The organism is Halobacillus sp. Marseille-Q1614 (assembly GCF_902809865.1).
Lineage (GTDB): Bacteria > Bacillota > Bacilli > Bacillales > Halobacillaceae > Halobacillus_A.
Map to the genome: position 1 here is coordinate 414,063 of NZ_CADDWH010000001.1, position 22,319 is coordinate 436,381.

Sequence of the window (22,319 nt, forward strand, 5' to 3'; positions counted from 1 at the left end):
TTTATAGCTTTAGCAGCTCTCATCCGTGCAGGCATTACCGCGGTTAGGAGAGAGAGTTTCAAAGGCAGGTTTTTCTTTTTCTTCATCAAGCACTTTTTGAATACTTTGAACAAACACTTCTACAGGCTGGGCTCCTGAGATCGCATACTTTCTGTTAATTACAAAAAATGGGACACCCTGAACCCCAATTTGGCGGGCTTCCATTTCTTCTTCGCGAACTTTGTCCGCAAATTTCTCACTTGATAATACCTCGCGGATTTCCTCCTTGGAAAGACCGGAATCAACAGCCAATTCCACGAGAATATCAGAATCTCCTACATCCAGACCCTTTCATCCAGACCCTTTGTAAACACGGCATCAAAGAGTCGTTCGGTTACTTCTTTATCCAGCCCTTTACTTTCAGCATATTTAGCTAGTCGGTGGGCATCAAATGTATTAGTAGGCACCATTTGGTAGAATTTGAAATCGAGACCAACTTCAGCAGCTTGATGTTCCATATTTGAAGTCATTTCCTTAGCCTCTTCAATACTTCTCCCGTATTTAGACGCGAGCTTTTCGTGGATGGTCAGCCCGGAATTTTTAGGAGCTTCTGGATCGAGTTCAAAGCTTTTGTAATTGACCTCAGGATTAGTAAGGGAGAGCTGCTGTATGGCTGCCTCTAACTTACGTTTTCCTATATAGCAGAATGGACAGATAAAATCAGACCAAATTTCAATTTTCATTTTTCATCACCTCTCCCTATATTTTAAAGGGTGAATATTGGAAAAAGCTATTTTTCTGTTTTTGGATATAGGCAGGAGGTTCTATTAAACTCGCCAAATTTATTATTACTAATGTCTCATTTTCAATTATTTACAATATTTTGATAGTTATTCCATTTAATTCTTTTATACTGATAAGGTGAATGATTATGTTTTTTCTGGGAGGAATTTAATAGTTATGAAAAAGACAGTCTTAGTAAGTATTGTGGCTGTATTATCTTTAAGTCCTTTCTCTAGTGCACTTTCTGGAGTGAATGCACAGGAGGAGACAGCAGAGGAATTGTTTTTTTCTGAGTACATAGAAGGCAGCAGTTACAATAAAGCTATTGAAATTTATAATGGTACCAATGAAGATGTAGATTTATCGCAGTATAGTATTGAAATGTACGCAAATGGATCTTCAGAAGCGACAGGTACTCTTGATATGGAAGGCACATTAGAAAGCGGCGATGTTTTCGTTGCTGCTAACAGCCGCGCGGATGAAAATATTCTTAATAAAGCGGAGGTGACAAATAACTCTGCGGTCAACTTTAACGGAAATGACCCGCTCGTTTTGAAAAAGAACGGAGAAGTTGTCGACGCCATTGGCCAAATTGGAAACGATGAGAACTTTGGAAGCGATGTCACGCTTATTCGCCAGGAGGAAGTTCAAGCAGGGGATAAGGATCCTGCTGATGAATTTTCGGTAAGTGGTGAATGGGATAGTTATGCGGCGAACACCTTTGATTACTTAGGTTCCTATGAAATGCCGGAAACAGAGCCTGTTGAACTGCAAACTATCAAGGAAGCCCGTGGTGAAGAGCCTGGCTCAGCCGTAAGAGTAGAAGGTATTGTTACGGCTGCTTTCTCTACAGGGGGGCAGACGAATTTTTACATTCAAGATGAGTCGGCGGGCATTATTGTCCGTGTCCCAGGAAGTCCAGTGAATGTAGGTGACAAAATTACGGCCACTGGTGAGTTCTCTTCTTATTACGGAATGCAGCAAATCCTTGCTTCTTCAGCTAATGTTGAAATAACGGAAGAAGGAGCCGGAGTTCCTGACACTGAACTCGTAAGTTCTGATCAATTTTCAGCCGATCAAGGAGAAGCTATTGAAGGAGAGCTTGTAAAAGTGGAAGATGTCGAAGTTCTATCTAAGAATAGCTATGGGGATTTTTCGGTAAGAGATGCGAATGGAGAATTCGTTATCACTCCTCAAGATGAAAATCTTCTGGAAACAGGAAAAACGTATGAACGGATCTCTGGAGTGGTTACCTATAGTTTTGAAGAATACAAACTTGTTCCTCGGAGTAAAAGGGATGTAACAGAGACTGTATTCACCGTAACAGCTGATCCTGTTTCTGGTTCCATCGTTACGGGCGGAAAAGTTGAACTATATACAGCGGAAGAAGGAGCTGACATCCGCTACACAACGGACGGTTCAAATCCTGACGAAAACAGCCTTTTATATGAAGAATCGATTGTGATTGAAGAGGATACGACGATACGGGCGGCAGTTTTTCGTGAAAATGGTGAAGTAAGTCCAATATCCGAATTTAATTATGAGGTGTTAACTCCAATCGATGAAGTTGAAATCCATCATATTCAAGGGGCTGGCCATTCTTCTCCATATGAAGGAGAAGTTGTTGAAAAAGTAAGTGGTATCGTTACGAAGCTTGATGGATCAAATGGTTTTTATATGCAGTCCGCAAATCCTGATAAAAGTAAAGCTACCTCTGAAGGGATATATGTCTACAGCCGTAATCACGAAGTGAAAGTTGGGGATGCGGTAGAAGTAGACGGTGAGGTGACAGAGTGGAGAGAAGAAGGGTATTCGGATGCTGATGATCTGCTGACAACCCAGATTTCTGCATCTGGGGTTAGAGTCGAGTCTTCAGGGAATGAAGTGCCCGAGCCAATTGTAATTGGCCAGGATCGCACCCCGCCGACTGAAGTCATTGAAGACGATGCTATGCAGTCTTTTGATCCTGAACAGGATGGTCTGGATTTTTATGAAAGCCTTGAAGGAATGCTGGTTGCAGTAGAGGATGCAACAGCTGCTGCTCCTATTAAATATGATGAGCTGACTGTTTACAGTCATACAAGTGACAATCAGCAGAAGACCCAGGCTGACGGCCTTCTAGTTTCCCCGGATGATTATAACCCTGAACGCGTCATGTTCGATGTGGAGGGATTAGGGCTCGATGCTGTGACTGGAGACGATTTTAATGGGACAGCCACTGGAGTGGTAGGCTATGACTATAGTAATTTTAAAATTCGCCCGACTGGCGATTTTCCTGAGCTCGTTGAAGGAGATACGGAGCCTCAAGTAACTGAGCTTGAAGGTTCTGAACATGAATTAACAGTAGGTACGTACAATATGGAGAATTTTTCTCAGGCAAGCGGAGCTGAAAAAGCCCAACGTATTGGTGAGCAAATTGCCAATAATATGAACGCGCCTGATATTGTAGGACTAGTGGAAGTGCAGGATAATAACGGGCCTAAAGATGACGGAACAGTAGAAGCTGACCAAAGCTATGAAACGATCATTAATGCAATTGAATCGGCTGGCGGACCATCATATGAATATACCGATATTGCTCCTGAAGATAAAGAGGATGGCGGGCAGCCTGGCGGTAACATCCGCGTCGGATTTATTTATAATCCTGAGCGTGTAAAGTTAACGGATAAACCAAAAGGAGATTCAGCCACAGCTGTAGACGTGAATGAAGAGGGACTCTCTCACAATCCTGGCCGAATTGACCCGGCAAATGAAGCTTTTGAAGATTCAAGAAAATCATTGGCTGCAGAATTTGAATTCAAGGGTGAAACGTTTATCTTTATCGCTAACCATTTCAATTCTAAAGGTGGAGACGATGCGCTGTTTGGCGCAAGTCATCCGATTGAGCTTGGAAGTGAAGAGCAGCGCCTTCAGCAAGCCAAGGTATTGAATGATTTTGTCCAAGAAGCGGAAGCAGAAATAGAGGACGCAAACCTTGTTTTAATGGGAGACTTTAATGATTTTGAATTCTCTTATCCTCTTCAGGTTTTGCAGGGGGATGAGCTTTCAAATTTAACAAATAACCTTCCTGGTGAAGACCGTTATTCTTATATCTATCAAGGAAATTCTCAAACACTAGATCATATTCTAGTAAGTGATTATTTAGAAGATGATACAAAAATCGATGCTGTTCATATGAATGCCGACTTCTCCGAGCTTGCTGGACGTGCAAGTGATCATGACCCAATGGTTGCCCAGATTGATACGAAGGGTGAAGGAAAGCCTGGCCATGAACATTCCAATGGGCATAAAGGTAAAAGCAAGGGCAAAGGACATGATAAAGGAAAAGGGAAAGGACATGAGATAGGCGAAGGTAATGGACATAAGAAGCATCATTAGATAAAGGAAAGCCCCGCTGAAAAGCCAGCGGGGTTTCTTTCATATGTTCTTATTTTTTATGGTCGATGGCTGCTTTAGAACGGTCCAGAGATTCGATCACTTCATCATAAAAGTTAGAAACATAAGTCATAAACAGAACATCAATCACATGTAGCTGAGCAAGCCGTGATGATGTGGCTGCACTGCGGATCATCGCTTCTTCTGTTGCTGAAGTATAAAGGGGGATATCGGCCATTTGTGAGATAGGTGATGAACCGTATTTCGTAATACTGATCGTTCGTAAGCCATTCTTTTTAGCCAGCTTTAAAAATTGGAGTGTTTCCTTCGTTTTCCCTGAAAATGATACGACGATCGCTACATCATCAACGCCGGCGTTAGAGAGCGATGTGTAGGATAGATGTGGGTCTTGAAGATAGAAAGCATAGCGGCCGGCTCTTAAGAATTTTTGCTGAGCATCATAAGCAACTAGGCCGGATGCACCGATGCCGAAAATATGTAAAGATCGGGCTTCATGAATAGCATTTACTGATTGATCCACATCTTCTCTTCTAAGCATTTCGTCGGTTTCCTTCAGCATCTGGATTCCATTATGAGTCATCTGTTCGATGATATGATGAGAAGATTCTCCTTTGTCAATGTCACGGTATTCAACAGATGAAGGTTTTTGGACGTCCCCGGCAATTCTCATTTTTAATTCCTGGAATCCTTTTAATTCCATCGACTTACATAATCGAATCACTGCAGCTGAGCTTGTCTGGCTTTTTTCCGCTAACTGTTTGACCGTCATAGTAATGACCGATTCGGGTGATGACATAATGTATTGTGCAATCTTTTTTTCAGAAGCAGGCAGGCTGGCTTCTACACTTTTAAGCATAGAAAGTCCACCGGATATATAAGACATAGGAGTCCTCCTTTAACGAATAGCAGATTCCTTTTTCTCATTATATGCTATAATGAAATTAAATTTCAAATTATTAATAGATTTCCTGAAATGTAATTATATGTGAGGTGAAGAGATGATTATTGGAATCGATGCGGGCGGAACTTCCACAAAAGGAGCGTTAATGAATTTAAAGGGAGAGGTAGTTTTCACCTGTGAATCAGGATTTGGGAATCCTCTTATAGACCGCGTTATAGCATGGGGAAATATTAAAGAAACTGTGCAGACGTGTATGGATGCATCATCAGAGAGGATCGAACATATTACAATTGGAATGGCCGGTTATAATACAGTGAAAAATGGATTGGATTTTCCTGCGGACTGGACCGCCAAAGTAACACTTATGACTGATGCGGAGCTGGCCTTAGAGGCGGCGGTTCCTTCTGGAAACGGAATTTTAACCATTGCTGGCACAGGCTCCGTACATGTCGGTAAAGCAGGAGAAATTACATATATCGCCGGCGGCTGGGGACATCTGCTCGGAGACGAGGGCGGAGGCTATAGCATCGGCAAGCTGAGCATCCAGCATGTATTAGCAGACTTAGAATCAGTTAACGATCCGTCCGTATTCTCACTTAAGATCCTACATCTGATTCATCAGCACGATATAAGCGGTGTAAAGAACTGGTTCTACAATCAAAGCAAAACAGAGATAGCCGGGCTGGCTGCGCATGTATTACAGCTTGCTGAAAAAGATACTGATGCTTATAGGCTCATCAATCAGGAAGCCAAAGACCTGGCCGAGCAAGTCGACCGCTTTTATAAAAAAATCTCTCTTGATTCAACTGCCGTACTTGTCGTCTCGGGGAGCATTCTAAAGAAAAGTGAGTTATTCTTCTCAAGGTTTCAGCATTATATAGAAAGTCCTTTTCTGAAGATCGAAAGGATGATCGTCCCTGCCTATATGGGGGCATATCACTATTTTGTAAAAGCAAAATAAACTAAGCCGGATTCCAAAAGATGTATGGGATTAGGCTTATTTTCGTTTGACATTTTCCGATAAATCTAGAATAATATCTATCGTAATATTCTTTAAATTCTAACAATTTTAAATGTATTTTAATGAAGGCTAAAATGACACCGCTTACAATGGAGGGGTTTTATGGCGCTGGTGGTGGCACTAGCACTGATAACGATTTTATCGGTGGTTTTAACTTTAAGGAAAAAGAAAATGATCTACCTCACACTTCCAATAGTTACTCTTTTCGGATTTGCTTTAGTGAAAATTTGGATGGTTCCTATGCCTTTTTGGGATACAGTAAAATTTATCTTTGATTTAAGAGGGTAGGGCACTTTGGACTTGAAGGGAGGTGAAATCAATGAGGAAAATCGATCGCAAGCATGCAGATGCTTATTTTAAGGCGCGGACGACTATGATTGTCATCTATTTAATCATAGGACTTACAGCTTCTTATGGCGTCGTATTTTTCGCCCGAGAGCTTTCAGCTTTTAGCGTGTTAGGAATTCCATTTCACTACTATATGGGAGCTCAAGGGGCAGTAGTCACCTTTATTATCCTTTTGTTTATTAATGCGATAGTTGGCGATAAAATCGATGAAAAATTTGGATTCAATCCAGAGTTTGTCGAGGAAACAGAAGAAGAGAAAAAAGCTATGGATCATTAGGGGGTGAACGTTAAGTGGACGGACAATTTCTTGTATCTCTCAGTTTAATTATAGCAACATTCGCTTTGTACATAGGGATCGCCCAATTTAACAAAGCGAGGCAGACATCAGACTTCTACGTAGCAGGCCGCGGAGTGCCTCCCATTTATAATGGGATGGCAATTGGAGCGGACTGGATGAGTGCAGCTTCATTCATCGGAATGGCCGGTACAGTTATGGTTCTTGGATATGATGGACTCGCTTATATTATGGGCTGGACGGGCGGCTACTTATTGCTGACCTTTTTACTGGCTCCACAGCTCAGAAAATATGGACGCTATACGGTGCCGGAATTTATCGGGGACCGTTACAGGAGTAACACAGCACGATTGATTGCAGCGATTGCAACCATAATTATTAGTTTTACGTATTCGGTAGGACAGTTATCCGGATCGGGAATTGTTATAGGACGTTTATTAGAAGTTAACACTTCAATTGGTACACTTATTGGGGTCGTATTGATTGCTTACTATTCCGCAATGGGCGGTATGAAAGGGATAACGTGGACCCAGGTAGCTCAATACCTTGTATTAATTATCGCCTATTTAATTCCCGTTATTTTTATGTCTTTACAGTTGACACAAAGCCCTGCTCCTTGGCTTTCTTATGGGCAAGTCATCGATGAAATGAGGATGTTGGATCAGGAGTTGGGAATCTCAGAATATATAGTACCTTTTACTGAAGCTACAAAATGGCAGTTCCTTGCTTTAATGTTTACTCTAATGGCAGGTACGGCTGGACTTCCACACGTTATTGTAAGGTTTTTTACTGTAGCAACAATGAAAGCAGCAAGGTGGAGTGGGGCGTGGGCACTTTTATTTATCGGTTTATTATACTTATCCGCGCCTGTATACGCTGCATTTTCACGTTTCATTTTAATGACAGAGGTTGCAGGATCCTCTATTAATAACTTGCCTGCATGGACAGCAGCATGGATTGATACAGGCCAGCTGTCTGTCGCAGATACAAATGGCGATGGAACCCTGCAGTGGTCTGAGCTAGTCATCAGTAACGATATCGTCGTGATGGCTACACCAGAGATTGCCAACCTGGGTGCATTTGTCATCGGTTTGATGGCGGCGGGGGCCATGGCAGCTGCCCTATCAACAGCAGGCGGCCTTATGATCGCTATCTCTGCTTCTCTATCGCATGACATATACTATCGTTCCATTAACCCGAACGCGAGTGAAACAAAACGCTTAGTAGTAGGACGATGGTCCATTGTGCTCGCCACTGTAGCGGCAGGTCTATTAGCTCTCAATCCGCCAGGAGCCATTACTCAGATTGTAGCTTGGGCCTTTGCGTTAGCGTCCGGTTCCTTTTTCCCGGCGCTCGTATTAGGTGTATGGTGGAAGCGGGCGAACGGTCCGGGAGTTATTGCTGGAATGATTACAGGGTTAACTGTAACACTCAGCTATATATTTGCTGCTAAATTCCTTGGCTTTACAATACTCGGAATTATAGACACAGGGGCTGGTGTATTTGGAGCCATTTCAGCTATTTTAGCAAACGTGATTGTTTCCTTGTCAACTAAGGCACCATCTAAAGAAACGCAGGACGAAGTTACAGATCTCAGGTATCCGGAACAAGTGCAATATAAAAATGGTGAAGTTTGGCTTAAGAAATCTAATTAATCAAAAAACGAACTGTCTTTTGACTGTTCGTTTTTTTTGCTTCGATTCTTTCTTTCAATAAAACTACATAATCCATAAATTTTTGGTAAACTAGTAGAATCGTTGATTATGAAAGGAAGAATCAGGGGCTATGGCTATATTTATTGAAGTCGTTCTGCCAGTGATATTAATATTCTTGTCTGGATTCCTGCTTCAGAAGTTTATGAGAATGGAGATCAAGTCGATCTCTACCGTTGTTTTATACATCATGCTGCCTTGTCTTGTTTTTGAAACATTTTACAGAGCAGAATTTAATCAGGAATACGCGATGATGATTGCTTTTTCAATCCTCCTGTTAGTATGTATCCTTCTGATCAACAAGTTGGCAGCAAGAGTAGCGAACTACTCAACCGCGGTAGAGAGCGGGCTGATTCTCTCGACTGCTTTTATGAATGCTGGTAACTACGGGACGCCGATCGTATTATTCGCTTTTGGAGAGCAGGGTTTTGTTTACGCTGTATCCTTTATGGTCATTCAGCAAATTGTTATGAACTTTTTCGGGGTTTATTACGCGGCCAAAGGAGCGGCTGGCTTTCGGCTGGCTATCCAGACTGTATTAAAGATGCCTCCAACGTATGCTGTGATTTTAGCTTTAATTGCTAAGTTTACCTCTATACCCGTCTCAAATAATGTGTTATCGAGTATCGGTTTGGTCGGTCAAGCCGCGATTCCTGTTGTCATGATTCTCTTAGGGATGCAGCTGGCCAATATTACAATTAAACAATTAGATTGGAGCAAGGTGACTTATGCTTCTATACTCAGACTAGTTGTATCTCCGTTCATTGCCTGGGGTCTTACGCTGCTACTGCCTATGAATGATCTAATGGCCAGTGTTTTAATCATAGCAGCCGCTATGCCTTCTGCCGCAACCACAACGATGTATGCTGTACAATTCGACGCAAAGCCTGACCTCGTATCGAGCATCACCCTTATTACTACTTTATTAAGTGTGATAACGATCCCGATTGCTTTAAATATATTATCTTAGAAATAAAAGTGAGGGCAAAATAACTCAGGCTCTGGGAGCGAAGATAGGTATTGCAGCTGTTTGTCAGAACGTAAATATTGCATATAAGCTGGAGTGTACTCGGTATTTTAAAACCGCGAATTTAATCGCGGCTTTTTTTATTTTTATTTTTGAAGTACATATATAAATTAGCAATGATAAAAGCGATCGCTAAAGCAGCCCCGGTAGAAGTAATTTCCAGTGGAGTGAAATAACCAGCAACTAGAAAAAGGGCAAAAAACAAAGCAAACAATAAATAAAACACATAAATCTCCCTCTCGTTTGAATTCCCCACTATTTTAACATGAGAACTTATAAATAGGTCTACTGAGATCTGACATAAGGCGAAATTTTCTTCCTGATCGATCTTCTTGCTCTTTTAATGGTGGATGGACTCCTGTCTATATGACAGGAGATCTCTTTTATTGTCCAATCTTTAAGCGTAAGAAACAGTACATCTTTTTCCACGTTAGTTAGATGACAGTGATCCGTTATATCCCAAAGGGTAATCACATCCAGCAGAGGATCAGTGTGCAGTGAAGGTACAAAAGCCAGCAGGGGTTTCTTTTTCTTTCTGAAGAGAGATTTATAGTAGTAGAGTAAGTGAAGGGTAAAATAAGAAGAAAATTTTGAGAGGGAAGGATCATAGTTGTGACGGCATTTCTCATAAACAAAGTAGGCTTCCTGAACATAGTCATCATAGGGGCGAGGAACTCGAAGTTTGTGAAGGGTGGAGTAGACAAGAGGCTGGTATTCTATAAATTGACTTTTATTACTCAAATTCAACTCGATTCTAATTGAACATTCAATTTATTATTACGCGTAATTTCATTATCGCTCAAATGCCAGCAAATGAAAATAGTTTTCTGAAAATTATATTAATTAATGGAAAATTCGTTTTTTAACATAAAAAAAGAATAAAAATTCGATTTTTATGACACCAAAATGGCTCCTCATTTCGATCATAGATATAGAAGGATAAAAAGTATAGAGGAGCCGAAAGATGACTAATGACGAATTAGAATTTGAAAACATCGTAAAAAGCAATGAAAGACTTATCTACTACCACATCAAAAACCTCCACATTAAAGACCCCAACGGCGAGTACTTTGCAGAAGGGTTAGAAGCCCTTTGGAAAGCCTACCATACATACAATCCCTCCATAGGAAAGTTCTCCACATACTTAAGCTGGAAAATTAGAAACGCGCTGATTGATCGTATACGCCAGGATATTCAAAGATTGAAAAAAGAAGATTTATATATTCAGCATCAGAAGTCGGAAGACAGATATCTTAAGGAAGATGTAATTGAAGACCATTATTTTTGGAAGGAGATCCAGTCCTTACTGACATCAAACCAGTGGAAATGGGTTTATTACTTTATTATTTTAGATAAGTCGGTAGAAGAAATTGCTTTGAGAGAGGGAGTAAAGAAAGATGCTGTTAAAAATTGGGGACGCCATGCACGCAAAAATCTGCGTGCCAAATACAGAAAAACAACCACGCATTAAATAGCGTGGTTGTCATTACTTTTCGATGGTTATGTTAATTTTGCTTAATCCCAGTGCTCTAGCCGCCTTAATCATACGTGCAGCTTCCTGCTCAGCGTCATTTATAGAGATATTGTTTCGTGATATGGTGAGAGTAGTTCCGCCAAATAGAGGGAGATTTTCTTCTGGCTCGGCTCTGTTGTTATGGCTGGTCTCCAGTTCAGAAAAGATTTCGTGCTTGCTCCGGTTGACACGTCCGCGGATTTTACGGCCGTGGTAAACGACGCTTGCATAAGGACATCCTGTTTCCGCGGAAATTTCACGATAATTTTTGTCGGTGTCTTGAATCAAACGTTTAACTTCATTTAAATCATATTCATATTGTTTGCTTCTTTTTGCCATAAACTTTAACTCCTTTATTAATCTCTATTAATTTATTGTAAACAATATTTTACTATTTTTATAGTGTAACTTGTCCCCATATTTTAACAATATTTGCGGTTAATTCTTTTTTATAAAAATTAAAATTAAGATTAATATAGGCTCTCAAAAATAAGAACCAGTGATTAATTATCACTGGTTCATAGGAGCAGGGTTAACGGCAGTTACCCCATTCGTATCAGCTTGTAAAAGATCGATTTGGTAATCCGCTAAATCTGAGAACAGATTCTTGAAATCTTTATCTGCGTTAAACATGCCGATCATTGTAGGGCCGGCGCCGCTGATATAATAACCTAGAGCCCCATGTGTATTTAAGACATTCGACACTTTCGGAAAATCAGGAATCAATTCCCCGCGATAGGGCTGATGCCATTTATCTTGTTTCATCATTCTACCTACTAGAGCCCAGTCCTGTTCGGCTAAAGCTGCGACTAATACATTAGCCATTCCACTAGCATAAACAGCTTCTTTATACGGAACTTCATCAGGCAGGATTGCGCGGGCTTTCTCGGTTTCCACATGGTAATCAGGAATCACAGCGGCAAAGACTACATTTTCAAGCCCTTTAGAAAAACGAACGGATTCCAAATTGCTTCCATCGTAACTTGATACTGTGATTCCACCATATATTGCAGGAGCTACATTATCTGGATGGCCTTCAATTTCACAGGCAATTTGAAGCTTTTGGCTTTTTGTCAGGTTTAAGCTAAACAATTGATTTGCCAGTTCAATTCCTCCGACAACTGCTGTAGATGAACTGCCAAGCCCTCTGGCAATTGGAACATCATTGGTCATTCTAATCTGGTGTGGAGGCAGTTCATCTTTTCCAAACTTAGCTGCTGTAAAGACAGCAGATTTATAAATCAGGTTATTTTTATCATTTGGAATGAATGGTGCATCTTGTTGAGAAAGAACGAAATTCCATTCTTTTGCAGGTTCACATTCGAGTGTTACATAAAGATCTAAGGCTAAACCTACAGAATCGAAACCCGGTCCTAAATTAGCTGATGTGGCAGGTACTTTGATCGTGAAGGTATTCATGACCTTACGCCTGCAGCTTCCGCAAATTGTAGAAGGTCGTTTTCGATAACCGTTGGTTTAATTTTGCTTTTCTCAATGGCCGTGTTAGGGTCTTTCAACCCGTTTCCAGTCAGTACATGCACTACACGTGAACCTTTAGGGATTGTACCGTCTTTTACTTTTTTAATGGTTCCGGCAATGGAAGCACAGGAAGCAGGCTCTGCAAAAACACCTTCCGTTTGAGCTAACCATTGATAAGCTTCAATAATTTCATCATCTGTTACTTCATTTATACTGCCTTTTGAATCTTCAGCAGCTTTTACTGCGGCCTGCCAGCTGGCAGGGTTGCCAATGCGAATAGCGGTCGCAATTGTCTCAGGGTTTTCTATAACTTCATTCCTTACAATCGCTGCAGATCCGCTCGCTTCAAAGCCTAACATTTGTGGGAGCTTTGTCCCTTTACTCTCATGATATTCTTTAAATCCTTTCCAATAAGCCGTAATGTTTCCTGCATTTCCAACAGGGATAGAAAGGAAATCCGGCGCTTCTCCTAATACGTCACATACTTCAAACGCTGCTGTTTTCTGTCCTTCAATTCGATAAGGGTTTACGGAGTTTACCAGAGTGATTGGTTCTTTTTCAGCAATTTCCCTCACCATCTTCAGTGCCTGGTCGAAGTTTCCTTTAATAGAGAAAATTTCAGCGCCATACATTACAGCCTGAGCAAGTTTTCCTTCAGCAATTTTCCCATCTGGAATGACCACGATACAACGTAATCCTGCCCGTGCAGCGAACGCTGCAGCAGATGCAGAAGTATTCCCTGTTGATGCACAAATCACCGCTTTAGATCCCGCTTCAATCGCCTTAGCCATTGCCATAACCATTCCTCGGTCTTTAAAAGAACCTGTCGGGTTGGCACCTTCAATTTTTACGTAAGCATCAATTCCGAGCTCCTTAGAAATCGTCGGAATTGGCAAAAGTGGTGTATTTCCTTCATATAATGTCAGCTTTGGAGTTTCCTCTGTAACAGGTAAATGATCTGCATATTTATCTAAAAGGCCTTTCCACATGTTATTCGCTCCCTTCCACACGGAATACACTATCAACTGAACGAATTGACGGGAGGTTTCCGAGCTCCTCATAAGCTTGCTCGAAATCAGCTTCACTTACCTGGTGGGTAACCATCATTAGTTCTCGTTCGTCGTCCTGGTCTGCTTTTCGCTGAATAATCTGGTCAAAAGAGATATCATACTGGGCGAATATCTTCGTTAATTCCATTAACATGCCAGGCTGATCATGCACGTGCAGTCGTAAATATTTTTTAGTAAGAATGTCTTGTTTTGTTTTCACTTGTTTAGGAAATTGCGGCTGAACATACGCCATGCCAGAAGTCCCTAGTCTTAAGCTTTTTACTACGGCAATCAAGTCAGATACGACGGCTGTAGCGGTTGGCAGTTTTCCTGCCCCCGGTCCATAAAACATCGTTTCACCTACAGCATCACCATATACGTAGACAGCGTTATACTCATCATTAACAGAGGAGAGCGGGTGGTCAAGGGGTAACAACGTAGGTTCTACACTTACGGCAGCCCCTTTTTCACTGTGGTCCGCTACCCCAATTAATTTAACAGAATAGCCAAGCTGCTTGGCATAATTTATATCTGCCAGTGATAACCCGCGGATCCCTTTTACTTCTACATCCTCAAGGTTAAACGGCATGGAGAAGCCTAGAATAGATAAGATTGTCATCTTTCTTGCCGCATCCAGCCCATCGACATCAGCCGTTGGATCAGCTTCCGCAAAACCAAGGTCCTGAGCTTCTTTTAGAACAGTGTCAAAATCTACGCCTTCCTTAGACATCTTCGTTAAAATATAGTTCGTCGTTCCATTTACAATCCCCATCATCTTGCGGATACGGTCAGAAGATAACCCGTCCAAAATGGAACGAAGGATTGGAATTCCTCCAGCAACACTGGCTTCGTAAAAGAGATCGCATCTGTTGCGCTGGGTAGCTTCCAGTAGTTCAGCGCCATATTGAGCGACTAAATCCTTATTTGCAGTAACGATATGTTTACCATTTTCAATGGCTTCCATTAGTATTTTTAAAGTGTGATCGATTCCACCCATTACTTCCACTACGACATCTATCTCAGGATCCTGAGTAATATCTTGATATTGATCTGTCAGTTTTGTCTCCTGGTTTTGCAGGTTTCTAGGTTTAGATAAGTCACTGACAAGAACCGTTTTGATGTTTACATTGCAGCCTGTCTTATGCTGAATACTTTCTTTATGATCTTCCAGAATTTCGATAACGCCGCTTCCAACGGTACCTAACCCCAGCAGTCCTACAGAAATTGTTTCTTTCATTTCTCACACGCTCCCTGTCCACTTGAAATAAACATTTTATTATATGTAATGGACATTGTAACGAAAAGATCGAGGTTGCACAAGACGAAAGCCAGCATTCTCTCATTCTTTTCATGATTAAATGAAAATTACAAATATTATAATTGTTTCAAGTTTACCATATTCCCTTAAATGATTAGAGGATATTCTACATATTTTGACCTTTTTGATGACAAAAGTGACAAAAAACGACATAAACATCTATGAATCGACAAAATTGTACTTGTGATTCCTTCTCCCTCGTGATTGACTATTTTGAATCAACATTATATAAGTAATTATACCTAAATGGAAAGAGGGTCTTAATATGAGAAAAGTCTTACATTCTTGGGATGCGCGTGAATGGATGATTTCACGAATTATTAAAGAGATGGGATTGTCGGGAAAAGAAGATTTCTTCTTAAAGGAAGGGATGAAGGTCTTCCACAAGTATAATGAAAATTTATGCGGGGAAATCATGAATGACTACTTATTACATAATGCGATTCGTAATCACTTTCGCACTTTTTTGACTGTAAAAGAAAAATGACCAGCTGGTAAATAAAATCACTTTATTTTTATCACGAAATGAGAGATAATAAGATAAAATACAGAAAATTCTGATTTAAAGAGGTGGGCTAATTGCTTAATATTAAAATGTTAAAGCCATACTATGTTAAGGAAGATAAACGGTTTATTCGAGTTGTTCTTGCCTACCAGTATTTTTCCCTGTTTATTGACGAAGAACTGTATCAGTTTATCCCTATGGAGTCTAGAGAAATTATTTATGACAGAGAAAGTAAGCGTATTCATAACGTGTTTGATATTTTTGTTTTCCAGCGAGGAAAGCGGACGGTCTACGTTTCGGTAGCAGATTTACTAAAGCTTCCTGATTTCTTAACACATTTACATTCCATCATTATGCCCTTTGACACTGAAAAGAAAGAAGTCATAAAAGTAGAAGAGTCGCAAATGGAAGAAATCATTGTTGAACTTGAGAAAGAAAATCTGCGCAGGCTGATCGATGGAGCGCTGGACGACCATGATATGAATCGATTTAAAGAGCTTACAGATAAATGGAACGAAATTTATGCTTAACTGCCCCCTATAGAAAGGGGGTTTTTTTTATTGTTTTTTGTTCTTAATAAAGAAATATACGCTTTTATTGTCGTTAATGATAAGTTATAATAAACGTAAGTTATTCTTTATAAAGAACATAAAGGGGTGGGAATATTGCCGGATATTGGAGAACGTATAAGAAGAATGAGGGTAGAAAGAGGTCTCTCGATTAATAAGTTTGCGGAAAAAGCAGGAGTTTCTAAGTCTTACGTGAGCAATATTGAAAGGGGGGTGCAGAAGAATCCATCACTAAGCGTCTTAGGTAAAATGGCGGCTACACTTAATGTACCATTGGAAGAGTTTTTATCAGGGTCCGCACAAGCTGAGTTAAAGAAGAATTAATATAGGATATAAAGTATTATTTTGAAACCCGATCTTATACTGTGAATCACAGTTCGAGTATTTTTTACAAAAGTTTTAATCTTGAAGTCGAGAATTAATTGCAATAATGTGAAAAAAAACTAAAGAATGTTCAAAACATTTATTGGTAAATTATTTATAATAGGCATAGGTTTTAGGATCGAGCGGACCAAAATAAAAAAAGTTCGCAGAATGGACGGGGAGGTTCATTATTAATGAAATCATGTGCTAATCAGACTGTATTAGATACGGACTGGATTGAGATGATCAAAGAGGCTAAAGAAATGGGATTAACAGTAGAAGAGGTAAGAATTTTTCTCGCAAAAACAAATAAAGGGTATAAACGGGGCATCAGCTAAACAGCTGGTGTTATTTTTTTGAAAATCATTTATATTGGATGTACAGGGAGGAGGGGCTTTCGTCCAATGAAAATGGAACAAGTGGAACTGTTTCAACTGCTCAAAGATTGTTCACAGGTATTTCGAACATCGATTTTAATCCTTAATGAACAAGAAGAGATTATTAGGCATTTTCCGGAAACATTTCAGCGTCCGCCTAAAATTTTTCACCATACCCTTCAACACTGTTTAACGGAAAGCAAAAACCATCCATTTCAGCTGCAGCTCTTTTCTGACGTATTTTATCAGTATTTCTTTTTTTATCCTATTGTGAATAAGGAGGGTGTTTATACTTTTATTGGGGTTGGCCCTTATTTAATACATGAAGTTGGGAAGTTTCAGGTCCGTAAGCTGCTGGTGCTCAATGGGCTTGATTTCTCTTATGAAGAAGAAGCAATTGACTACTTCAAACAGCTTCCGGTAGTAGAAAGAAAGGAAATCATGGCTGTTGAACGGCTTCTTAAAGCCTTGCTTCCCGGCGAAGCGGATGGGGAATATTCGATCGCGCAAATCCCAACAAAAGAAATGGAGGTTTACCGGGAATTTAAGAATAATCAGCTTAAATCCAAATACTCTCGACATCTTCTTGAATTAAACGAAAACTTCAACCGATACTTTAAACAGGGGGATAATCAAGCATTAGAGGAATATAAAAAATTAAGAAAATCGTCATTGTTTCCACTAGGAAATGGCGATGAGCTGAGGTCTGCCAAAAATAATATTATTACATTGATTTCAAAATTAACGAGGATAGCGATTGAAGAAGGGGTAGCAAAAACGGAAGCTTTTACACTCCATGACTTTTACATTAACCACCTGGAAACAAAGCAGGGGATTAAGGAAATAGAAAAACTCGAGTTCATGGTGATCCAGGCATTCTTGGATGTGATGAAGCAGAAAAATTTGACCAGCCGGGTTTCACCGCTTGTACATAGAGCGAAGAACTATATTTTTCAAAATCTAACAGAGGAAATCAATTTAAAGGTTATCGCTGATGAGTTAAAGGTAAATCCCAATTATCTCTCGAGTGTTTTTAACAAAGACACGGGCATATCTTTAACTAAATATATAAACGAGCAGAGAATTAAAGAAGCTAAAGATTTATTAAGGGAGACTCCTTATTCGCTTATGGAAATTAGTATTATTCTAGGTTATAACAGCCAAAGCTATTTTACCCGCGTATTTAAAAAGCAGGAGGGAGTCAGTCCTAAGGAATTTCGGGAAAAACTTCATTCTAATGGATAGTCATTCTAATGAATGGCTATTTTTTAATTTTTTTGAAAAAATAAAACTAAAATTGACGAAATGTGTTAATATATGTATGAAGTAAAAAAAGCAGTGAGGCAACATATGAAAAAGTTAAGCAACTGGATCCCTGCTTTCCTATGGATGGGGATTATTTTTTATTCTTCTTCGACACCTTATGAGGCTCAAAACGTTCAGCCGCTTTTACAGCGCTGGCTGGATCTGGCATGGCTGACTCCTTACATAAGCGAGATATCCTTTACATATAACGGACAGATAGTCAGTGCTGCCACTCATGGAACGGAAGGTTTTGTAGAATTTTTCATTAGAAAAGGAGCACACGTCGTGGTCTTTTTTACCTTGGCGCTGCTTTTCTACTGGGCGATTGTCCGCACCTGGAATTTCTCTGTCCAAATTTCGCTTCTGTCTGCATGGCTGCTTACGGTTGTTTATGCGATAACAGATGAACTTCACCAGCGACTTACACCTAATCGAACACCATACTTCGGAGACGTCGTTTTAGATAGTACAGGAGCGATAGCTGCCGTATTATTTATCTTCTTCTTAAGAAGGAGATAAATAAAAAGAGAAAACCGCCGAAAAAACAGTTTTAAGCTCGATTAATAAAGGTATATAGGACACTAAGTATAAAGAAAAAGGTGAGAGAAAAATGACGAAAGCAGAAGAATTAAAAGAAATCCTTCAATCCATTATAAAGCAGACGGAAAGCTCCGAGCTGTCTTCTTCTGAAGATGTAATTAAACAGATGATTCAACAACTTCAAGTATAGACAAAAAAGGACAAAATTTGTGTCCTTTTTTTTGTACCTGAAAGGCCCCGAAAAACTCGTTTTATATGGTATAATTACTTCTTAATACATAGTAAGAAAATTTAAAAAAAGGACTGATAATATGACTTGGAATGATCACTTTAACCGCTGGAACAACTTTACTTCACTGGACCCTTCCCTAAGAACCCAGTTGGATAAGCTGCAGCAGGATGAGCAGTCGCTGGAGGACGCTTATTATAAAAACCTTGAATTTGGTACAGGTGGAATGAGAGGTAAGCTTGGACCTGGAACAAACCGCATGAATATTTACACTGTTCGACGTGCTGCTAAAGGATTAGCTTCCTATGTGGAAAGTCAAAACGGGCAGGAACAGGGGGTTGTAATCGCTTATGATTCCCGTTATATGTCTAAAGAATTTTCTGTAGAAACGGCCAAAGTGCTTGGACGTCAGGGGATCCAATCCTATGTATTTTCCTCTCTACGCCCCACTCCGGAATTATCTTTTGCTGTAAGACACCTAGGTGCAGCAGCAGGTGTAGTAATTACAGCCAGCCATAACCCTCCTGAATACAACGGCTTTAAAGCTTACAACTCAGATGGAGGCCAGCTGCCTCCTAATGAAGCGAGTACTGTGATTGATATGGTAAATCAGGTAGAAAACGAACTAGAGGTTGAAGCTGCCGATCAATCAGAATTAGAAGCAAGCGGTTTGTTAAAGTGGATTGATGAAGAAGTCGATCTTCCTTACCTGGAAGCTTTAAAAACGGTCAATGTTAATAAAGACTTATCTAACTTGGCAGATGACTTAAGTGTTGTCTTTACACCACTTCACGGAACGGCAAAAATGCTTGTAGAAAAAGGTCTAGAACAGATGGGCCTTCAAAACGTTTATACAGTTGAAGAGCAAGCGAAGCCTGATCCGGAATTTTCTACAGTAGCGTCTCCGAACCCAGAAGAGCACCAGGCATTTGAGATGGCGATTGAAAAAGGAAAACAAATCAATGCAGATGTTCTGATTGCCACAGACCCAGACGCTGACCGTTTAGGTGTTGCAGCTCCGGATGAATCTGGGGAATATAAAGTATTAACAGGGAATCAGACAGGTGCCCTTCTCATTGACTATCTGCTTTCTCAATCAGAAGAAATTCCAACAAACGGTATCGTCATCAAGACAATCGTTACTTCTGAATTTGGCCGCGTGATTGCTGAACATCACGGGTTAAGCAGTCTTGATACGTTAACTGGATTTAAATTCATTGGTGAAAAAATTAAAGAGTATGAACAAACAGGCGAGCATACCTTTATGTTTGGTTATGAAGAAAGCTACGGCTATTTAGTCAAAGACTTCGCCCGTGACAAAGATGCCATCCAAGCCGCTGTCTTATCGGCTGAGGTAGCCGCATACTGGAAGTCTCAAGGCAAGACTTTATTAGAAGCATTAGATGCTCTGTATGAAAAACACGGTTATTTCTTAGAAGATCTTCAATCCATGACGATGGAAGGGAAGACAGGGACTGAACGTATCGAACAAATTATGGAGGACTTCAGAAGAAATCCTCTGAAACAGGCTGGCGGTCTTCAAGTGATAGCGGTAGAAGACTATTCCACTTCTGAGCGCGTGAACGTGGATGGAACAAAAGCATCCATTGATCTGCCAAAAGCCAATGTTGTGAAATTTATTTTAGAAAACGACAGCTGGTTCTGTTTACGTCCATCCGGCACTGAGCCAAAAATCAAGTTTTACTATGGCGTTAAAACGAATTCCGGTGAAGAAAGCCGACGTCTGATCGAAGAAGTTAAACAATCGGTTAATGAACAAATTAAAAAAAGCGTTTAATAGAGTAGAGGAAGCCCTGAGATTTCAGGGCTTTTTTTTATGTGTTTCCAAAATTATTCTGAGTTACTTGAAATCACCAATTTGGCCGACTTTCTTACTGAATTATTACATTGCTTTTTCAATTTCCCCTGAATTCCCCAAAACACGACATTACGTGTGATATAATGAGATTCTTATTAATGTTAGTTAATTTTAAGGGAATTCCCTTTTCGATTAAGCGAGGATTATTATGAATATTTATATAGAAATTACGATAGCCTTTCTGCTGGCAATGACTGTAAGTTACCTTTTGGTATTTCCAGTTATTAAATTGGCGAGAAAGTGGAAAATGATGGATCAACCCGAAGCAAGAAAAATTCATGAGGTGACTACACCGAGAATGGGCGGTTTAGCCATTTTTGGAGGTGTGGTGGTAGGAATGCTGGTTATTCAGCCGGCCATTCAATATATGACAGCTATCTCAATTGGAGCTTTTGTCATTGTATTAACGGGTCTTTTAGATGATCGCTTTCAAATCAGGCCAATTGCAAAGCTTGCTGGCCAGGTTCTGGCAGCGTCAATTTTAATATTCTCAGGGCTGCAGATCGATATTCTTACTATACCTTTCATCGGGATGATTCCGCTAAGTGATCCAGTAAGTATAGTTTTGTCTTACTTTTGGATTATTGGTATTACGAATGCTATCAACTTAATTGATGGTTTGGATGGTCTGGCCACCGGGGTTACGACAATATCCTTAATAAGCATCGCCATCATGGCTTTAGCGATAGAACCTCAAGTAGCCATTGTTTATCTGTGTATCGTGTTAATTGGAAGTAATTTAGGATTTTTAGTACACAACTTTTACCCTGCCAAAATATATATGGGAGATTCAGGATCCTTATTTCTGGGATACTCCATGGCGGTCATCTCTATGGTCGGCTTATTTAAAAATGTGACATTGTTCAGCTTTGTCATTCCTATCATTGTGCTGGCAATTCCATTATTTGATACTCTGTTTTCGATCATAAGAAGATTCTTAAACAAGCAGAAAATTATGATGCCAGATAATAAGCATATCCACTATCAGATTTTGGCTGCGGGCTTCAGTCACAGAACAACAGTGCTCATTATTTATGGGTTCAGTGCACTTTTTGGCTTTTTAGCTATTCTTTTCTCATTAACATCTTTTAGTGTTTCTCTGGGGATAACGTTTGTTATGCTGTTTTTGCTGCATTTATTTGCAGAGATGACGGGGGTTGTGCAAAAAGGTAAACGACCGGTTCTCCATACCATTCGTAGAATTTACAGGGGAAATGTAAAAAAAACCAAAAAGGGTGACTGATAAAGTTTTGAAGTTTTGTTGAACAGTGATTAGTTCTATCATTATCTTAAATGTATTATTAATCGTAAGCAGTGCTCCTTTGGAAATACGAAGATGAAGAAATGAAGGCTCCGCCAGCTGCTAAGGATGAGACCTTTTATTTCTCAAATATAAAGGGTCAGTTCAAGCATTGGATACTCAAAGCGGTGAAAAAATAGGAGAGATACATTTAGAGGGAACGCTGATACCTTCAAGGCCTATTATTATGAACGATACCCTAATAATAGGCAGTCAAGAATGTTTACGCTGTTCCTACAAGCGATAGTCTTGAAGAGGAAATTCAAAGTTTCTACAACTTAGTAAACACATATAGTAAATAGTGAGGTAAAAAGTGAAGAGGACCCGCTATTTAGTTATTGGGGGATTTTCCTGTTAGTGTTCGGAGTGGAATAATAGTAATTGAAAAGAGAACCCTGTTGAGTCTCAATTGGCTTAACGGGGTTTTGATT

Annotated in this window: 22 protein-coding genes and 1 pseudogene; 15 read left to right on the forward strand and 8 right to left on the reverse strand. The window is 40.0% G+C overall.

Translation table 11 applies throughout. From position 1 onward, the window contains the following. Positions 1-9: 9 nt before the first annotated feature. Positions 10-722: pseudogene (locus HUS26_RS01975) on the reverse strand (DsbA family oxidoreductase). A 217-nt stretch (positions 723-939) separates the two neighbouring features. Here HUS26_RS01975 and HUS26_RS01980 point away from each other — a divergent pair. Beyond that, complete coding sequence (locus HUS26_RS01980) at positions 940-4,140, forward strand: FN3 associated domain-containing protein (protein WP_173915563.1); 3,201 nt, start codon at positions 940-942, stop codon at positions 4,138-4,140. Between the two features lie 49 nt (positions 4,141-4,189). Here the strand turns inward: HUS26_RS01980 and HUS26_RS01985 are convergent, their stop codons facing one another. Continuing rightward, the gene (locus tag HUS26_RS01985) at positions 4,190-5,041 is read right to left on the reverse strand and encodes a MurR/RpiR family transcriptional regulator (RefSeq protein ID WP_173915564.1); all 852 of its coding nucleotides are present in this window, start codon (positions 5,039-5,041) and stop codon (positions 4,190-4,192) included. 115 nt (positions 5,042-5,156) lie between these two features. On the opposite strand from HUS26_RS01985, the gene HUS26_RS01990 reads away from it, so the two are divergent. The 5 genes from HUS26_RS01990 (at position 5,157) to HUS26_RS02010 (ending at position 9,405) form a co-directional block, all read left to right on the forward strand. Continuing rightward, positions 5,157-6,020, forward strand: a complete 864-nt coding sequence (locus tag HUS26_RS01990) for an N-acetylglucosamine kinase (protein ID WP_173915565.1) — start codon at positions 5,157-5,159, stop codon at positions 6,018-6,020. Between the two features lie 162 nt (positions 6,021-6,182). Further along, complete coding sequence (locus HUS26_RS01995) at positions 6,183-6,368, forward strand: hypothetical protein (protein WP_173915566.1); 186 nt, start codon at positions 6,183-6,185, stop codon at positions 6,366-6,368. Positions 6,369-6,399: 31 nt separating this feature from the next. Beyond that, a complete protein-coding gene (locus HUS26_RS02000; protein WP_173915567.1) occupies positions 6,400-6,705 on the forward strand; it encodes a DUF4212 domain-containing protein in 306 nt (101 codons plus the stop codon). A gap of 14 nt (positions 6,706-6,719) precedes the next feature. Next, positions 6,720-8,378, forward strand: coding sequence for a sodium:solute symporter family protein (locus HUS26_RS02005; RefSeq protein WP_173915568.1), 1,659 nt, complete (start codon positions 6,720-6,722; stop codon positions 8,376-8,378). 130 nt (positions 8,379-8,508) lie between these two features. Continuing rightward, complete coding sequence (locus HUS26_RS02010; protein ID WP_173915569.1) at positions 8,509-9,405, forward strand: AEC family transporter; 897 nt, start codon at positions 8,509-8,511, stop codon at positions 9,403-9,405. Between the two features lie 121 nt (positions 9,406-9,526). Here HUS26_RS02010 and HUS26_RS02015 read toward each other — a convergent pair whose 3' ends face one another. Then, positions 9,527-9,688 (reverse strand): hypothetical protein, encoded by a 162-nt coding sequence (locus HUS26_RS02015; protein WP_173915570.1) that lies wholly within the window; start codon positions 9,686-9,688, stop codon positions 9,527-9,529. Positions 9,689-9,747: 59 nt separating this feature from the next. Then, positions 9,748-10,203, reverse strand: a complete 456-nt coding sequence (locus HUS26_RS02020) for a sigma-70 family RNA polymerase sigma factor (RefSeq protein WP_173915571.1) — start codon at positions 10,201-10,203, stop codon at positions 9,748-9,750. 223 nt (positions 10,204-10,426) lie between these two features. Here HUS26_RS02020 and HUS26_RS02025 point away from each other — a divergent pair, with 223 nt between their 5' ends. Beyond that, positions 10,427-10,933 (forward strand): sigma-70 family RNA polymerase sigma factor, encoded by a 507-nt coding sequence (locus HUS26_RS02025; protein ID WP_173915572.1) that lies wholly within the window; start codon positions 10,427-10,429, stop codon positions 10,931-10,933. Positions 10,934-10,948: 15 nt separating this feature from the next. On the opposite strand, the gene HUS26_RS02030 is transcribed toward HUS26_RS02025, so the two are convergent. The 4 genes from HUS26_RS02030 to HUS26_RS02045 all read right to left on the reverse strand — a co-directional run bounded on the left by HUS26_RS02030 (position 10,949) and on the right by HUS26_RS02045 (position 14,740). Then, positions 10,949-11,314, reverse strand: coding sequence for a hypothetical protein (locus HUS26_RS02030; RefSeq protein ID WP_173915573.1), 366 nt, complete (start codon positions 11,312-11,314; stop codon positions 10,949-10,951). Between the two features lie 171 nt (positions 11,315-11,485). Further along, a complete protein-coding gene (thrB, locus tag HUS26_RS02035) occupies positions 11,486-12,394 on the reverse strand; it encodes a homoserine kinase (protein WP_173915574.1) in 909 nt (302 codons plus the stop codon). Continuing rightward, positions 12,391-13,443 (reverse strand): threonine synthase, encoded by a 1,053-nt coding sequence (gene thrC, locus HUS26_RS02040; protein ID WP_173915575.1) that lies wholly within the window; start codon positions 13,441-13,443, stop codon positions 12,391-12,393. Before thrC ends, thrB begins: the two co-directional genes overlap by 4 nt. A gap of 1 nt (position 13,444) precedes the next feature. Continuing rightward, positions 13,445-14,740, reverse strand: coding sequence for a homoserine dehydrogenase (locus tag HUS26_RS02045; RefSeq protein ID WP_173915576.1), 1,296 nt, complete (start codon positions 14,738-14,740; stop codon positions 13,445-13,447). Positions 14,741-15,086: 346 nt separating this feature from the next. Here HUS26_RS02045 and HUS26_RS02050 point away from each other — a divergent pair, with 346 nt between their 5' ends. The 8 genes from HUS26_RS02050 to HUS26_RS02085 all read left to right on the forward strand — a co-directional run bounded on the left by HUS26_RS02050 (position 15,087) and on the right by HUS26_RS02085 (position 21,831). Further along, positions 15,087-15,308 (forward strand): hypothetical protein, encoded by a 222-nt coding sequence (locus HUS26_RS02050; RefSeq protein ID WP_173915577.1) that lies wholly within the window; start codon positions 15,087-15,089, stop codon positions 15,306-15,308. A gap of 92 nt (positions 15,309-15,400) precedes the next feature. Continuing rightward, on the forward strand, positions 15,401-15,856 hold the full coding sequence (locus HUS26_RS02055) for an IDEAL domain-containing protein (RefSeq protein WP_173915578.1): 456 nt from the start codon (positions 15,401-15,403) through the stop codon (positions 15,854-15,856). Between the two features lie 135 nt (positions 15,857-15,991). After that, positions 15,992-16,219 carry a helix-turn-helix domain-containing protein gene (locus HUS26_RS02060; protein ID WP_173915579.1) on the forward strand — a complete coding sequence of 76 codons (228 nt, stop codon included), beginning with the start codon at positions 15,992-15,994 and terminating at the stop codon, positions 16,217-16,219. A gap of 233 nt (positions 16,220-16,452) precedes the next feature. Continuing rightward, positions 16,453-16,596 (forward strand): anti-repressor SinI family protein, encoded by a 144-nt coding sequence (locus HUS26_RS02065; RefSeq protein WP_173915580.1) that lies wholly within the window; start codon positions 16,453-16,455, stop codon positions 16,594-16,596. A gap of 66 nt (positions 16,597-16,662) precedes the next feature. Further along, positions 16,663-17,880, forward strand: coding sequence for a helix-turn-helix domain-containing protein (locus HUS26_RS02070; RefSeq protein ID WP_173915581.1), 1,218 nt, complete (start codon positions 16,663-16,665; stop codon positions 17,878-17,880). A 105-nt stretch (positions 17,881-17,985) separates the two neighbouring features. After that, positions 17,986-18,459, forward strand: a complete 474-nt coding sequence (locus tag HUS26_RS02075) for a VanZ family protein (protein WP_173915582.1) — start codon at positions 17,986-17,988, stop codon at positions 18,457-18,459. 332 nt (positions 18,460-18,791) lie between these two features. After that, a complete protein-coding gene (locus HUS26_RS02080) occupies positions 18,792-20,507 on the forward strand; it encodes a phospho-sugar mutase (RefSeq protein ID WP_173915583.1) in 1,716 nt (571 codons plus the stop codon). 229 nt (positions 20,508-20,736) lie between these two features. Beyond that, the gene (locus HUS26_RS02085; RefSeq protein WP_173915584.1) at positions 20,737-21,831 is read left to right on the forward strand and encodes a glycosyltransferase family 4 protein; all 1,095 of its coding nucleotides are present in this window, start codon (positions 20,737-20,739) and stop codon (positions 21,829-21,831) included. The last annotated feature ends 488 nt before the right edge of the window (positions 21,832-22,319 follow it).